Source organism: Spirosoma endbachense, from assembly GCF_010233585.1.
GTDB lineage: Bacteria > Bacteroidota > Bacteroidia > Cytophagales > Spirosomataceae > Spirosoma > Spirosoma endbachense.
The window spans coordinates 7,161,691-7,175,548 of the sequence record NZ_CP045997.1; the positions used below are offsets into that span (position 1 = coordinate 7,161,691).

Here is a 13,858-nt window from a genome sequence, read left to right on the forward strand (position 1 = left end):
TTACTTAAACAGGTCAATACCGACTGTGAAGTTGAGTTGTTCGTAGGCGTTAATCCGATCAGCATTCAGCCGATTGAGTTGCTGCACGTTTTCCAGGTAGGTTTCAAAAAGATCCACAAACTCGATGAGCGACAGATTGCCCCGTTCGAAGTTGCGCAATACCCCCAGGTTTAAATCATCGAATTGCGCCGAAAAACTGGGATCGATTGCCTGATAAGCAGCTTCGGTTTGCCGAATTCGCTGCAAAGCGGCCTGCACTTCATTTTCAACCGCCACGCGCGCGTTGCGCTGAACCAGACGCTGGTAGTCGGCCTGTGCCCGCGCTGAACGAATGTTGCCCTGGTTCTTATTCAGAACGGGCAAGTCCATGCTTACCGTTACAGCGGTGTAATTGGGCGTATAGCTGGCGTTTTGATCGTATAGGCCCCCTACCCGGATATCGGGCGTGGCCAGTGCCTTCTGCAAAGCGATGTTTGCATCGGCCTGCCGCACCAGCGTTTCGGCCCCACGCAGATCGGGTCGGTTATCGAAAGCCGCGTTAACAGCCTGATCCAATGGCGGTAACGCCGTTTTGTACCGATTCAGGTCGGCCTCCGATGTTAGAGGTCGGATTACGGCTGTTGTTTGCAACAACGTTCGTAAATCCCGCTGATGCTCCGTTAACTGATTTTGCAGATCCAACTGATCATTATTAAGCTGCAACAGGAGCGCTTTAAGCCTGACTAATTCCCTCAGGGCTACATTATTGCGGTTATACTGCCGTTCAAACGCCCGAATTGTTTCCGTCAATCGTGCTCGCTGATTGATGTATTCCCGAAGTGTATTCTGCGTAAAATAGACATCGTAAAACCGGCTTCGCAGCTCAAATCGAAGTGTTCGGAGCAGATCGGTGAATTGTAGTTCCGTGAGCCGGGCCTGTTCGGTAGCAACGGCAACCCGTTTATTCCGCTTACCCGCCAGCAGAATTGTTTGCTGAATGGAAAATGCCTTCTGCCCCTGGCCACCCACATCTAGCGGTCGATGCAGGGCTGGGTTGTAGGCATTTAACTCAACATTGACCGTCGGATTATCCAGCAGCCGGGCCTGAATAACCTGTGCCTGAGTTGCCTCAATCTGATAGCGACCGGCCAGCGCTAATAAATTTCGCTGCAAAAACACGCTGTCGGCCTGGCGTAGGCTAACAGACAACGTGTCCTGAGCCTGGGCGGTGGTGCCTAACAACACCACCGCCCAGACTATATAATTAGTCATAGGAGAAACAATAGGATAATAGAATACAAGAAATGCGCGGGTGACAAGCCGGGTGGCCTTCACGTTGCGGCTGAGCCGCTATAAACACAAGGCGAGTTGACGCTTATCCTAAACGGGGTGGAGGAGCATTAATTTCCTGAGCACAAGATAGGTATGGCAGCGAAAGAAAGAGAAATTTAACCGAATCAGCCTGCGCTACAGATTTAGATGGCAACACCATAAACAGAAGTCGCTGCGGCAGGGAGAGCTTAATGTGTATTTTAGAGACAGCATCGCCTGTATCCGGCTCATCGTGCTCAGGAACGGCATCATCGATACCTAATACATGTTCGAGGACCCACTCACTGATACTTTCTATTTCATTGAACGTCAAATCTTCCTGGATTACTCCCGTCGCCGAAACATAGATATGCTGATCAGGCGCATCTACACTTAGGTTGATCACGTGGAGCGCCATCAGCATATAAAACAGCCGTTGAAGCCAGAAAAAGATGCGTTTGCGTTGCATAGGGTTTATTGTCCCTAAAGATACGCAATGTACGTAGTTACTCAATCTCTAAACTGCTCAGTAGGCTACCCGAAAATTTGGATACACAACAGATTTGTAATGACCAGATGCCAGAACAGACTCGTTTTTAATCTGAAATGGTTCGGGTTTGACCTTCAAGAAGATAGCTGGATGTGCACTGTTGCGCGTTATAGACGGCATTACACTCCCTGCGAAAGTCCTAAAATCAGGTTACCGCAAAAATCTTTGCCAGCAGCCGCGACAGGGGCAATAAGCAAAATACCAGCATCGCCAATGGGAATGAGGCAAAAGCTGCGACCCAGGCCGCGTTCATGACAATCAGCGAAAGCACCCCGGCCCGCACAGCCATACCAATATTCTGCCCTACCGGCTCCCGAACGGCCCGCCAGAGTGGTGGGAAAATATAATACCCGAATAAAATCAGAAAGGGAAGCGCTGTCCCCAGCTGCTGCTGCTGCTGGGCGAGTGCCGCTACACAGCCAATCACCAGCGCATATAGCAGACCTGCTACCCGCAGCGTTGTTACACTACCGCCATGAACCTCGCCCCGACTAATCATGGTAATAGCGGCTATATAAGCAATCGGCACTAAACCAATCCAGGCCCAAGGCAAAACCTGCTCAGGAATAATGCTCACACCCAAAAGTAGATTCATTCCCCGACAAAGGCCCATATTGACCGGCCCCAGCCAATCATGATGCTTACCGAACCGGTCATAAACAAGCGAGGCAACGGCAATGCCAATGGCCAGTAATCCGGCCGTTTGATTCACTAAAAATGAGGCAGCGATCCCGACTATCAACAGAACTGCACCTAATAAAGTAGCGGTACTCTTGCTGACTACCCCACTCGGAATTGCGCGCTCGGGTCGCTCGATAGCATCTAATTCGGCGTCGAACACATCGTTAAAAACAACCCCACCGCCATACAAACAAACGGTGGCTAAAGCGAGCCAGCCGACTGGAGCCGGAGCCGGATTCTGAACGAGAAAATAACCCGCAATGGCCATACCAGCCAGCACGTCGGCAATGGCCGTAACGAGATTGGCAGGACGAGTGAGGGATAGTAGTGCTTTTAACATAGTGAAAGAATGAACGAGCGAAAGAGTGAATTTTAACGATCTTATTCGCTCATTCACCCATTCGTTCATTCACTATTTAATGATCGTTGATTCTTTATCTACTCGCGGTGCCTGACCGCCACGCAGCACCGAACTGCCGTTATAACGCTGGCTCTGGTCGATACCCTTCGGTTGCATCAGTTCATCGAGGCTAAGCTGGCCACTTTGTGCGAAGGCGGTCACAGCATTCGTAAACGTCACAAGCTTGATTGCCTCGTCCGAAATACCACTTTGTTTCATCAAAGCGGCCGTTTTGGGTACTGCCAATGGATCGCTGATACCCCAATCAGCAGCCGAGTTAATCATAATTCGTTCCGGACCATATTGCTTCACAATTTCGACCATGCGCTCATTCCCCATTTTGGTGAATGGGTAAATGGTGAATCCCGCCCAGAACCCCCGGTCCAGTACTTCACGAACGGTTTCTTCATTGTTATGGTCCACAATCACCATTCCAGGTTCCAGGCCATGTTCGATGGCAATATCCATGCTTCGGCTGGTTCCCTGTTTTTTGTCGCGATGCGGGGTGTGAATCTGAACAGGCAACCCTGCTTCTTTCGCCAGATCCAGTTGCGCACGATAGTATTTATCCTCCGCAGCGGTCTGATCATCAAAGCCGATTTCGCCCACACCCACTACGCCTTCCTTATAGATGAATAATGGCAGAATTTCCATAACCTGTTCAGCCAATTCTTCCTGATTGGCTTCTTTCGAATTCAGGCCGATCGTGCAATAATGGCGAATTCCGAACTGCGATGCCCGAAAACGCTCCCACCCAACCAGACTCGCGAAATAATCCCGGAACGAGTCGACACCCGTACGGGGCTGACCCAGCCAGAAAGCAGGCTCAATCATTGCTACCACACCTGCATCGGCCATAGCCTGATAATCATCGGTGGTACGGGAGGTCATGTGAACGTGCATATCGAAGAATGACATGCCACGAATGGAATCCATAAAACTCATGAGTAAATCGGTAGTAAGGGTATTTTAGTAAAACCCTGATTGACGGGCAAAGTTCCGTAAAAATCCGGCTTGATCACGCACGAATTTTTATCCACATTTTAATCCTTTTTTTGCAAACCCTTAATTAGTCCATTCGTTTTATAGAGAGTTACCGAATTCTCGCACAAATCTCGATCATCCATGAATCCTGATTCGTTCGAAAATCGGCCTAATCAACAAATACAATTATGGTAACGCTTCAACAGCTAAGAAAAGGGAAATGGGGCATTTACACCGTTCTGCTCCTGACCATTGCCGGTGGCCTGACTGCCTGCAAAGAAAATGCGGTGAATGATTTAAGTCCGGCCGACAGCCCGGTTTACATCACAAACTACGATCGCTCGGTTAATTTTAGTCAATACAAAACGTTCAGCCTGCCCGACTCGGTAGTCATTGAATCAAATTCAGGCTATCAGCCTTCTCTGGGGCCGCTTGAAAGCCGCTTTGTATCGAATGTAGCCAATGCCCTAACAGGCAAGGGATTTCAGCGGGTCACGAAGGGCGAAAGTGCCGATCTGGGGGTAGCTGTTATTCGGGTCAATAACCTCTACACGGGTGTTGGCGTTGATCCTTATGGCTATTATGGCGGCTATTGGGGAAGTGGATTTGGCGGTCTGGGTGGGTTTGGTGGTTACTATCCGTATTACCCTAGCTATTATACGTATCAGGTAGCCGATCAATACTGGGAAATTCAGATTGTTGACCTCAAAAACCGGCCAGCAACCAGCCCCGGCACCGAACCCCAACTGACCGTTATTTATGACGCGACCGTACGTGGGGCCGACATTCCGGATCAGCAAGCCGTCGATACGGCCACCAAGGCCATTTTTAACCAATCGCCTTATTTACAGGCAGCCAACTAAGAAATCATGAAACCGATCCTAGCATTAATTGCCCTCATGGCGCTGACTACAGCCGCCTGGGCACAGGATAATCGCGATGAATACGCAAACGCATTTCCGTCGCCTTTTCAGGAGTATGTAACGTTCAATATTTCGGCACGTTACGGTGTCTCGCTTCCGATGGGCGGGCAAAAAGGGTATATCGACCGGACGTCTCCCACCAATTTTGCCCTTGAGGGCGAATGGCTGTTCCCTCAGCGGTTTTCGCTGGGTATAAAAACCGGCTATCAGTACACGCAGCAACGACTGGGTCGCCAGGTTATCAGTTATTCGTCCGACAATAGTGGGCAGGATATCTCGGCGGTTCAAACCCGAACCTTATCGATCATTCCGGCAATGGCTTCGCTTTCTTATTACTTTGCCGATAACACCGCTGCGATCAGGCCGTATGTTCAGTTTGCCGGAGGTGGCGCTTTTGTGGATTATACGAACTATTTCGGTACGCTGGCCGATCAGAAATCGGGCTTTAAAGGAGCCATTGCCCCCGCTATCGGGCTGAAATATTACGGCAAACGCGAACAGGGTCTGGGGGCCGAAATTCAGGCTCAGTATCAAAATGTGTTCTTCAATTACGACCAGTTGAAAAACAGTAGTCCATCACTAATGCTATCGCTAGGAATTTCGTATCGCTGGTATTAGCATACGGTTTACGGTGGGTTAACCCCATCTACCCGTATACTGTTTTTTTACAGAAGCGTTTCAATAGCAGGTGGCAAACTACGCCCGGCAGCCCGGCGTTCGGCAACATAGTCTGCCAGCGTGTGAGCGAGCCGGGCGTTTTTTCGCTCATAGAGTTTAATGATCTGCGTAACGTCTTTGTCGGTAAAAAACGCTTTCAGAATCATCTGATTCCAGGCTGCTTCGTCAAAATAATCAGCCGGATAGGGATTGTGAAGCATTATGGCTGACTGCACATCGGCAATGTTGTTTCGAATTCCTTCCGTTGCCTGAAACCGCCATGCCTCCGGGAAAGCCAGTACGGGCAACGCACTATATAACGCAACCAGTTCATTCAACTCACCGGCTTTGAAGAGCTGTCCGATTGTTTTGACGTATACCGATTCGTCGTCGACAGGAAACTGCAATAGCCACCATACCCTCGCTAATCGATCAAGTGTCCAGCCCAGAACGGCAAAACCGGGACGTACCCGCTCCAGCGCAAACGTAATGTCAGCAGGTACATCAACCGGTTGTTTGCCCACAAAGCGGGGCAAAGCGGTGAAGACACGATAAAAAATCGGAACCTGCGGGTTACTCTGGAACGAATCGGCCTGTTGCCGCAGATAACTGACTGCCTGTTCGGAATTAGGTTGCTGCTCGATCAAATAGAACAGCGTCTGACTCATCTGGAGGATATTCATACTGCCTTGTAACGCGGACGTCTAATCCGCCTGAATGTAAAAGCGAACGGGAAGCCCGCGTTATTTTTTCGCCTTCGGATGCGCCTGATCATACGTCTTTTTCAGTTGCTCCAGGCTCGTATGTGTATAAATCTGAGTAGCCGCTAAACTACTGTGCCCCAGCAAATCTTTAATGGCGTTCAGATCAGCCCCACGATTGAGCAGGTGCGTGGCAAATGAATGCCGAAGTATGTGTGGACTTTTCTTTTCAAGCGTAGTGACCAGATTCAGATGCCGCTTTACAATCCGCTGGATGAGAACCGGATAAGCCGGAACACCCTTATCACTGACCACCAAATAAACAGCATCGGCCTGCCCGGAAAAGGCTTCATTTTTCACATGATTATACTGGAGAATAAGCTCATATAGTGGCTGAGTAAGCGGTATAATCCGGTGTTTATTCCGCTTGCCGAGCACCATGATGGTTTTTTCGTACAGGTTTACGTCGACCGTTTTCAGGCCCGTCAGCTCACTCAGCCGGATGCCTGTGCCATAGAGCAATTCAAGCACTAATTTGTCGCGAATACCCTCAAACGTATCCGGGAAATCGATGTCGTTTAATAGCATTTCCATCGGCTTCTCCTCTACATACATCGGCAGTTTTTTGCTGGTTTTCAGCGCCTGTACTTTCGTCATCGGGTCAATCGTAATGACTTTCCGACGCAGTAAAAAACCGTAATAACACCGAAGTGTCGCGATTTTACGGTTTACCGACGTTTTATCCAGCCCAGCTTCGACCAGGCTCACAATCCATGACCGAATGTGCCGAAAATCAGCCTGTTCGGGCTGGTCGATATTACACTCTGCAACCAGAAACTTACTGAACTGCTCCAGATCATTCGCATAAGCCGTCAATGTATGATGGCTCAGCCGTTTTTCGTAGCGGATATACTGGAGGAAGTTTTCTGGACCAGGATTCATTTGATTTTATTGATTACGATGACGTCTGAACTACCCTGAACGACAGAAAATAGCCGATTTGTATAACTTCTCTGGCTTTGCACTACCAAATCTAATCGGTTCTTTGTGGGAATGACTAAAAAGGACAAACAAAAAAGCAGCAAACATCCCTGCTTGCTGCTCCTGAGTCCTGGTTGGCGCATGAATTTGCTGACTGCGCAATCAACGAACTATGTCCAACTGTGCATCACCGGCAAATCAGAAGGCTAAATTGCCCTATTGCTCGGTATGGTTGCCGTACATTCTTTCTTTGTACGCAGCCTTGATGATCTCTGTGCGACGCTTTACCGACGGTTTTTGGAAAGCCGTCCGCGACCGCAACTGCCGCAACACGCCCGTTTTCTCGAACTTCTTTTTGAAGCGTTTGAGGGCCTTGTCAATCGACTCGTTGTCTTTTACGTTAATGATAAGCATGTTTTAAATATTGTATTTTAGCTAAAACCGGACGGCAAAGATAATAGATTTGCTACTATGAAACAAGCTATTATTGACTTAGGAACCAATACATTTCACCTGCTTATCGTCGAAAAATCCGACTCAGGGTATAAGCTCCTGTTCCGCGAAAGCCGCCCGGCTAAAATCGGGCAGGCAGGAATTAATCAGGGCATTATCACCGAAGAAGGTATCGGTCGTGCGCTGGATGTGTTGACGTATTTCCGGCAAGTGCTCGATCAGTATAGTGTAGTGCCAGAGCAGGTCGTAGCAATGGGGACAAGCGCCATTCGCGTCGCCCGTAATCAGCGTGAGTTTATTGACCGTGTCCAAGAGGCAACCGGCATTTCGATTCAGGTTATCTCGGGTGAGTCGGAGGCTGAATACATCTACAAAGGTGTACGATTTGCCGGAGCGCTAACCGATTCAACAGCACTGGTGATGGACATCGGCGGTGGTAGTGTCGAGTTTATTCTGAGCAACCAGAGCCGGGTTTTCTGGAAACAGAGTTTTGAGATTGGGGGGCAACGTTTACGGGAACGGTTTATGACGAGCGACCCCATTGCAGCCGGTAGCATCCGCCGACTACACGACTATTTCCAGGAACAATTACTACCGCTGGCAAATGCCGTTCACCAGTATCATCCGGCGGTATTAGTTGGCTCATCGGGTTCGTTCGATACGCTGATCGATATGTGGTTTATGCACGAACACGGTCACTTACCCGATCCAGAACAAAGCACGTTTACATTGCCAGTTGCCGAGTTTTACCGTGCCTATGAATTACTCGTTACCCGCAATCATGCCGATCGTATGCAGATTCCTGGCATGATCGAACTACGAGTCGATATGATCGTTGTGGCGGTTTGCCTGATTGATTATGTACTAAAAACCTATGGTATTTCGCAAATCCAAACGTCTACCTATTCATTGAAAGAAGGCGTTTTAGCATCGCTTCATTATTGATATCAGCAAAGAAGTCGATGGTGTTAGGTGGTGTCGGGTTCGTAAAGATGCTGTGTCGGTTTTGAGAAACCGACACAGCGAAGAGGGAAGCCAGCTAAGCAACTTGACGGAGTTAATTACCTAACAGTAAATGAAAGATGGTTAATGGGAAATGTATACTGCTTTACAGCGTATAACAGGTAAGTTTTGAGCAACTAAAGCTTTTAACGTCGTCATCCATTATTCTATCGTTCATTATACATTCTCCATCAGTCATTTTATAAAATGAAAGCCGAAACCAATGAACGCTCGTCGTATCGTAATTTGATTTATACTGCATTAATCATTGTGGCTGTAGTCGTGGCGCTCACGTTTCCGGGGCCATTTACAGAGATCAATGGTTTTTCGCTAAAAAAACTGATTGTCCCGTTGCTGCAGATCATTATGCTGGGCATGGGTACGACCATGTCAATCAAAGACTTCGAAGGCGTCATTCAGCAACCACGAGCCGTATTTATTGGTGTGTCCTGCCACTTCCTCATTATGCCGCTGCTGGGTTTTACATTAGCCAATGTATTTAGTTTCCCGCCAGAAATTGCTGCGGGTGTTGTACTGATCGGTTGCTCGCCGAGCGGGCTGGCCTCGAATGTAATGTGCTTTATAGCGAAAGCCAATGTGCCGCTTTCGATCACAATAACCACACTGGCAACCTTGCTGGCTCCCTTCCTGATGCCTGCCCTGATGAAATTGCTGGCCGGTCAGTTTATCGAAATTTCGCTTTGGGATATGATGATCCATATTACGCAGATTGTGATTGTGCCGGTGGTAGTGGGACTGATTCTGAACCGTATTTTCCATAAGTCAGCCGTCATGATTAACCGCGTTATGCCCCTGCTTTCGATGGCGGGCATCGTTCTTATCGTTGCGATTATCACAGCAGCCGGGCGCGACAGCCTGCTTACTGTTGGCTGGACGCTGGCTCTCTGCGTACTGATTCATAACCTGACGGGCTTCACACTGGGCTATTGGGCTGCCCGACTCTTCGGCATGGATGAGCAAAGTTGCCGTACGGTTGCTATTGAAGTGGGGTTACAAAACGGCGGGCTGGCATCTGGCATTGCGGTGCAGATGGGTAAGGTTGCTACCGTAGGACTGGCTCCTGCTCTGTTCGGTCCAATCATGAACACAACCGGCTCGCTACTAGCCACATACTGGAGTCAGCATCCACCGAAAGAAATAGCGCTTGACAATACATCTCCCCAGTCGATGAAAGCTCAGGACGCTTAATAGGTTTGCAGTTGACTTGTCAAGGCATTATTGCATCCGGTTTTGATGAGTCGGGTAATCTCTATCTTTTCCGAACTCAATTATCGTGTTCTGAATGTCGGGGTGGGCCCTGCCACGATTCCTGGTGACGATTAATAAACCGTGGCAGGGCCCACTCCGACGCTCAGAACACGACAATACAGGCAATTGCGGGGCAAAAACCCAGGATAAATTTTATATTCCTTCGTTTTAAAAACCTCTATATTAGCAAGGCTATAACACTTGAAATTGGGCACTCTTCCAGGCTACTACAATGAAAATTATCACTATACTATTTGCGTTTCTATTGGGCCTATCAACCCTTACATCCGCTCAGACTAAATCCGTTGAAAACGAAAAATTCGTTTTCCTGAATAATGGCGCTACGATCGGAATGATTGTTAAATCGGTTCTAAAAGCCGATAAACAACGACTTAAGCTTACCGACCAGCAACTGCCCAAAGCCAAACAGATTATTACCGATGCTACTGTAAAGTATAATGAGGGCGTAAAACAATTAAAAAAGTCGGGACTCAATAATCAAAAACTGAGAGTGCTGGCCGTTGCGGTAGAAACCGAAAAAGTACACCAGTATAAGACCATACTGACACCAGACCAATACGCTATATTGGTCGCTCAGCACAAGAAAGTCTACCCCGAAAGCAAAGTCTAGGATTACAGCACCAGTGAATTGCTATTTTTGATAAACCACAAGTTGCATATACAACTTTTCTTTATAATCTTTACCCGATGGATGCTGACAATTATTGCATAGCCGGGCGGCTCAGAATGCTGGCCCGAATCGTAACGAGTCGGTATAACGAAGCTTTTGCACCACTCGGCGTAACATTCGCGCAGGCGGGTTTATTGATGAATATCTTCGCCCGACCGGGTGTAAAGCAGGCCGAACTGGGAAAATTGTTGCAGATCGAAAAGTCGGCGATGAACCGGGATGTGCAACTACTGCAAAAAAACGGCTGGCTGACTGACAATCTACGGAATGGCCTTTACCTGACTAGCGAAGGAACCACACTAGCCAAACAATGCCACAAAATCTGGAAGGTTATGAATCAGGCGGTTCGCGATGAGCTTGGCCAGGACGCGATAGGCGGTCTGACGATACTTTCCGAAAAATTAATTGCTAAATCATAAGAACCATCGTCAGGCCATAGGCTGACTCGTACACTCAAAGCCATGAAAACCGAACTGCTTACCCAACTCTGGAGCCAGCACCAGCAGATTATTCAGGCTGCACTTAGCAAGCTAAACGACGAAAATCGTAAAAATCGACTCATCGCTGAAACGGCCTCTGTAGGATTTATCGCCCTGCATATGGCCGAAACAATGCTATTTTTTTCGGGCTTCCTGTTCAAGTCGCTGGTAGATTTCAGACCATTGACCCTACGCATGACCGACGAAGGCCACGATATTGAACTAAACCAGATAAACAACCTGATGCAGCGGGCAATGGCTACCCTGACTAATGGTTTTTCAGGATTAACCGATGAGCAATGGGATGAAGTTCTCCAGTCGCCATTTGGTGAACTAACCCGTCAACAGGGTTTAGTCAGGCTAATGCATCATAATTCACACCACATCGGACAAATCGTGCAGGCAATGAAAAAAGGGAAAGAATTTGTCCTTTGATAGGCGGTCGAGTACCTGTACAACCTCATTAAGCTTAACTCATCAATTATAACAACGGCATTTATGGTACCGAATGAACTTGAGCAGACAGAACGCACTCGTACCTATTCATGGGAAGACCAATCGATTGGCGCGAAAGTAGGTGCTACATTATCGGGAATGGATTATCTGCTGGGCATGATGGCGGGAAAATACCCAGCCCCCGCCATTGCCCATACGCTCGATATGGGTATTGAATCGGTCGAAGAGGGCAAAGTCATCTTCTCAATCGTGCCGCAGGAGTTTCATTATAACCCAATCGGAGCGGTTCATGGTGGTGTTTTCTGTACTATGCTCGACTCGGCTTTAGCCTGTGCGATTCATTCGACCTTACCGGCCGGTATGGGTTATACGACACTCGAATTGAAGGTTAATCTGGTTCGGCCATTAACGGTTAATACCGGCAAAGTGCTGGCAATCGGTACGCTTATACACGCAGGTCGGACGATAGCCACTGCCGAAGGTAAAATTGTGGATGAGCATGGCAAACTTTACGCACACGCCACCACAACCTGTATGCTATTTCCCTGGAAATAACCAGCTTCAGACTCCTGTCAACACGACGTTCAGCACCTCTACTCATGATCGAGCATCACCTCAGTGTCAAGCGTACGGCCCGCTATTACACGATTGGCGCATTAACCGACCGCACAAAAAATGTCTGGTTCTGCCTTCACGGATTCGGGCAATTAGCCCAGTATTTTGGCCGAAAGTTTACGGGCCTGCCAGACGACCAGACGTTTATAATTGTACCTGAGGGGCTATCCCGATTGTACTTAGACAATGATTATCAACGCATTGGGGCTTCATGGCTAACTCGTGAGGATCGGGAATGTGAGATCAGTGACTTTTTGGCCTATCTGAATTCGTTGTATGACCTTATTCTAGACGGCCATTCCGATGACGATCTGCACGTCACGCTGCTTGGTTTTTCACAGGGCGCAGCCACTGCCTGCCGGTGGCTAAATGATGGCCACATCCAGGCCAATCGGTTAATTCTCTGGGCTGGGTATTTTCCTAATGGCTTGCGCGAGTTGATTGACCCCGCTAAACTCGCAAACGTTGATGCACACTACGTTTATGGCCGACAAGATCAATACATTGCTCAATTAGACAATGTTGACCAGTATTTATACCAGCTCCAGATCGATGCTCCAGGGCTGAAAATAACCCCCTTTAATGGCGGTCATCAGGTAAATCCAGATGTTCTAACCGAGCTTGTTACGGCCTCATAGCGTTTCTGCTACCCTAACTACTGATCGTTTCAGCAAAATGTAGCTACATTTTGCTTTTTTGTTTTAACACCAACCTACCTTCCAGTCAATTTAAGTATCGGTAAAAAACTTTTCATGTAAGCTTAACGAATATTGTGGTGTAGAATTAGGTTGTTTTTCATAAATTTCGACTATAAACCCAATAACGTAAACTACAAAATAATTAAAATATAATTTTAGTAACAAATTTCATAATCTGATCATGTCTATACTCACCAGAAATAATGTACGACTGCTTGGCAATCAGCAAGCTGACAAAACATTAGTATTTGCTCATGGGTTTGGCACAGATCAAACGGCCTGGAGTGAAGTGGCCCCTGCTTTTTTTGACGATTGCCGGGTTGTTTTATTCGATTATGTAGGTGCCAACGAAAAAACTGTCCCATTCTTTAACCCAAAAAAATACAGGCAGCTATACTCATACGCTGACGATATTCTGGACATATTTGAAGAGCTTGACTTAAAAGATGTCATCTTTGTTGGTCACTCGGCTGGTGGTATGAGTGGAACGCTGGCTGCTCTTCAGGAGCCAACCTGGTTTTCACGGCTCGTTTTATTAAATGCTTCGCCCTGTTACGTCAACGAAGAGAATTATACAGGTGGTTTTAGTACAGAGTCACTTGACGATCTTTTCGCCCAGATGGAAAGCAATTTTCACGCCTGGGCCAGCGGTTTTGCCCCAATGGTCATGGCTAATCCAGACCGCCCTCAGTTTGCCTCAGCGTTTGCCAAAACCCTGTCAGCAATGCGCCCCGATGTAGCACTGGCAATTGCAAAAGTTATTTTTTACTCCGATCACCGAAGCGATATTACCCGTTTACCGCACCAAACGTTATTGGTTCAGGGCAAAGTAGACATTGCCGTTCCGGTTGATGTAAGCTATTATATGGAGAAACATATGCCAAATGCGATACTGACTTTTATCAATACAGAAGGCCATTTGCCGCATATAAGTGGTGCCCAGGAGGTTATACAGGCAATCAGGCCTTTTGTAAATTAATCATTTTCAGACCACTCGATACGTTACCGATTTCATATTACGTCTACAC

General features: G+C 47.8%; 17 protein-coding genes. 10 read left to right on the forward strand and 7 right to left on the reverse strand.

The genetic code is table 11. The annotated features are described in order from the left end of the window. From GJR95_RS29125 to GJR95_RS29140, 4 genes are all read right to left on the reverse strand, one after another. Positions 1-1,251, reverse strand: coding sequence for a TolC family protein (locus GJR95_RS29125; RefSeq protein WP_162389205.1), 1,251 nt, complete (start codon positions 1,249-1,251; stop codon positions 1-3). A gap of 103 nt (positions 1,252-1,354) precedes the next feature. Continuing rightward, positions 1,355-1,759: a hypothetical protein gene (locus GJR95_RS29130; protein ID WP_162389206.1), complete on the reverse strand. Its 405-nt coding sequence runs from the start codon at positions 1,757-1,759 to the stop codon at positions 1,355-1,357. 226 nt (positions 1,760-1,985) lie between these two features. Then, positions 1,986-2,861, reverse strand: a complete 876-nt coding sequence (gene eboC / locus GJR95_RS29135) for a UbiA-like protein EboC (protein ID WP_162389207.1) — start codon at positions 2,859-2,861, stop codon at positions 1,986-1,988. A gap of 72 nt (positions 2,862-2,933) precedes the next feature. After that, complete coding sequence (locus GJR95_RS29140; RefSeq protein ID WP_162389208.1) at positions 2,934-3,866, reverse strand: TatD family hydrolase; 933 nt, start codon at positions 3,864-3,866, stop codon at positions 2,934-2,936. Between the two features lie 227 nt (positions 3,867-4,093). Here GJR95_RS29140 and GJR95_RS29145 point away from each other — a divergent pair, with 227 nt between their 5' ends. Together GJR95_RS29145 and GJR95_RS29150 are read left to right on the forward strand one after the other, a co-directional pair. Next, on the forward strand, positions 4,094-4,768 hold the full coding sequence (locus GJR95_RS29145; RefSeq protein ID WP_162389209.1) for a DUF4136 domain-containing protein: 675 nt from the start codon (positions 4,094-4,096) through the stop codon (positions 4,766-4,768). A 6-nt stretch (positions 4,769-4,774) separates the two neighbouring features. Continuing rightward, positions 4,775-5,446, forward strand: a complete 672-nt coding sequence (locus GJR95_RS29150) for a hypothetical protein (RefSeq protein WP_162389210.1) — start codon at positions 4,775-4,777, stop codon at positions 5,444-5,446. 47 nt (positions 5,447-5,493) lie between these two features. On the opposite strand, the gene GJR95_RS29155 is transcribed toward GJR95_RS29150, so the two are convergent. From GJR95_RS29155 to rpsU, 3 genes are all read right to left on the reverse strand, one after another. After that, a complete protein-coding gene (locus tag GJR95_RS29155) occupies positions 5,494-6,168 on the reverse strand; it encodes an EboA domain-containing protein (RefSeq protein ID WP_162389211.1) in 675 nt (224 codons plus the stop codon). 60 nt (positions 6,169-6,228) lie between these two features. After that, positions 6,229-7,128, reverse strand: a complete 900-nt coding sequence (locus GJR95_RS29160) for a tyrosine-type recombinase/integrase (RefSeq protein WP_162389212.1) — start codon at positions 7,126-7,128, stop codon at positions 6,229-6,231. A 255-nt stretch (positions 7,129-7,383) separates the two neighbouring features. Beyond that, positions 7,384-7,581 carry a 30S ribosomal protein S21 gene (gene rpsU / locus GJR95_RS29165; protein WP_012924721.1) on the reverse strand — a complete coding sequence of 66 codons (198 nt, stop codon included), beginning with the start codon at positions 7,579-7,581 and terminating at the stop codon, positions 7,384-7,386. 57 nt (positions 7,582-7,638) lie between these two features. On the opposite strand from rpsU, the gene GJR95_RS29170 reads away from it, so the two are divergent. The 8 genes from GJR95_RS29170 to GJR95_RS29205 all read left to right on the forward strand — a co-directional run bounded on the left by GJR95_RS29170 (position 7,639) and on the right by GJR95_RS29205 (position 13,809). After that, a complete protein-coding gene (locus GJR95_RS29170) occupies positions 7,639-8,565 on the forward strand; it encodes a Ppx/GppA phosphatase family protein (RefSeq protein ID WP_162389213.1) in 927 nt (308 codons plus the stop codon). Positions 8,566-8,829: 264 nt separating this feature from the next. Beyond that, a complete protein-coding gene (locus GJR95_RS29175; protein WP_162389214.1) occupies positions 8,830-9,831 on the forward strand; it encodes a bile acid:sodium symporter family protein in 1,002 nt (333 codons plus the stop codon). Between the two features lie 292 nt (positions 9,832-10,123). Next, positions 10,124-10,522 (forward strand): hypothetical protein, encoded by a 399-nt coding sequence (locus GJR95_RS29180; RefSeq protein ID WP_162389215.1) that lies wholly within the window; start codon positions 10,124-10,126, stop codon positions 10,520-10,522. 77 nt (positions 10,523-10,599) lie between these two features. Continuing rightward, positions 10,600-11,001 carry a MarR family winged helix-turn-helix transcriptional regulator gene (locus GJR95_RS29185; RefSeq protein ID WP_162389216.1) on the forward strand — a complete coding sequence of 134 codons (402 nt, stop codon included), beginning with the start codon at positions 10,600-10,602 and terminating at the stop codon, positions 10,999-11,001. Positions 11,002-11,043: 42 nt separating this feature from the next. After that, complete coding sequence (locus GJR95_RS29190) at positions 11,044-11,496, forward strand: DinB family protein (protein WP_162389217.1); 453 nt, start codon at positions 11,044-11,046, stop codon at positions 11,494-11,496. A 63-nt stretch (positions 11,497-11,559) separates the two neighbouring features. Continuing rightward, positions 11,560-12,072, forward strand: a complete 513-nt coding sequence (locus tag GJR95_RS29195) for a PaaI family thioesterase (RefSeq protein WP_162389218.1) — start codon at positions 11,560-11,562, stop codon at positions 12,070-12,072. A 44-nt stretch (positions 12,073-12,116) separates the two neighbouring features. After that, the gene (locus tag GJR95_RS29200; RefSeq protein ID WP_162389219.1) at positions 12,117-12,770 is read left to right on the forward strand and encodes an alpha/beta hydrolase; all 654 of its coding nucleotides are present in this window, start codon (positions 12,117-12,119) and stop codon (positions 12,768-12,770) included. A gap of 241 nt (positions 12,771-13,011) precedes the next feature. After that, positions 13,012-13,809, forward strand: a complete 798-nt coding sequence (locus GJR95_RS29205; protein ID WP_198424751.1) for an alpha/beta fold hydrolase — start codon at positions 13,012-13,014, stop codon at positions 13,807-13,809. Positions 13,810-13,858: the final 49 nt, after the last annotated feature.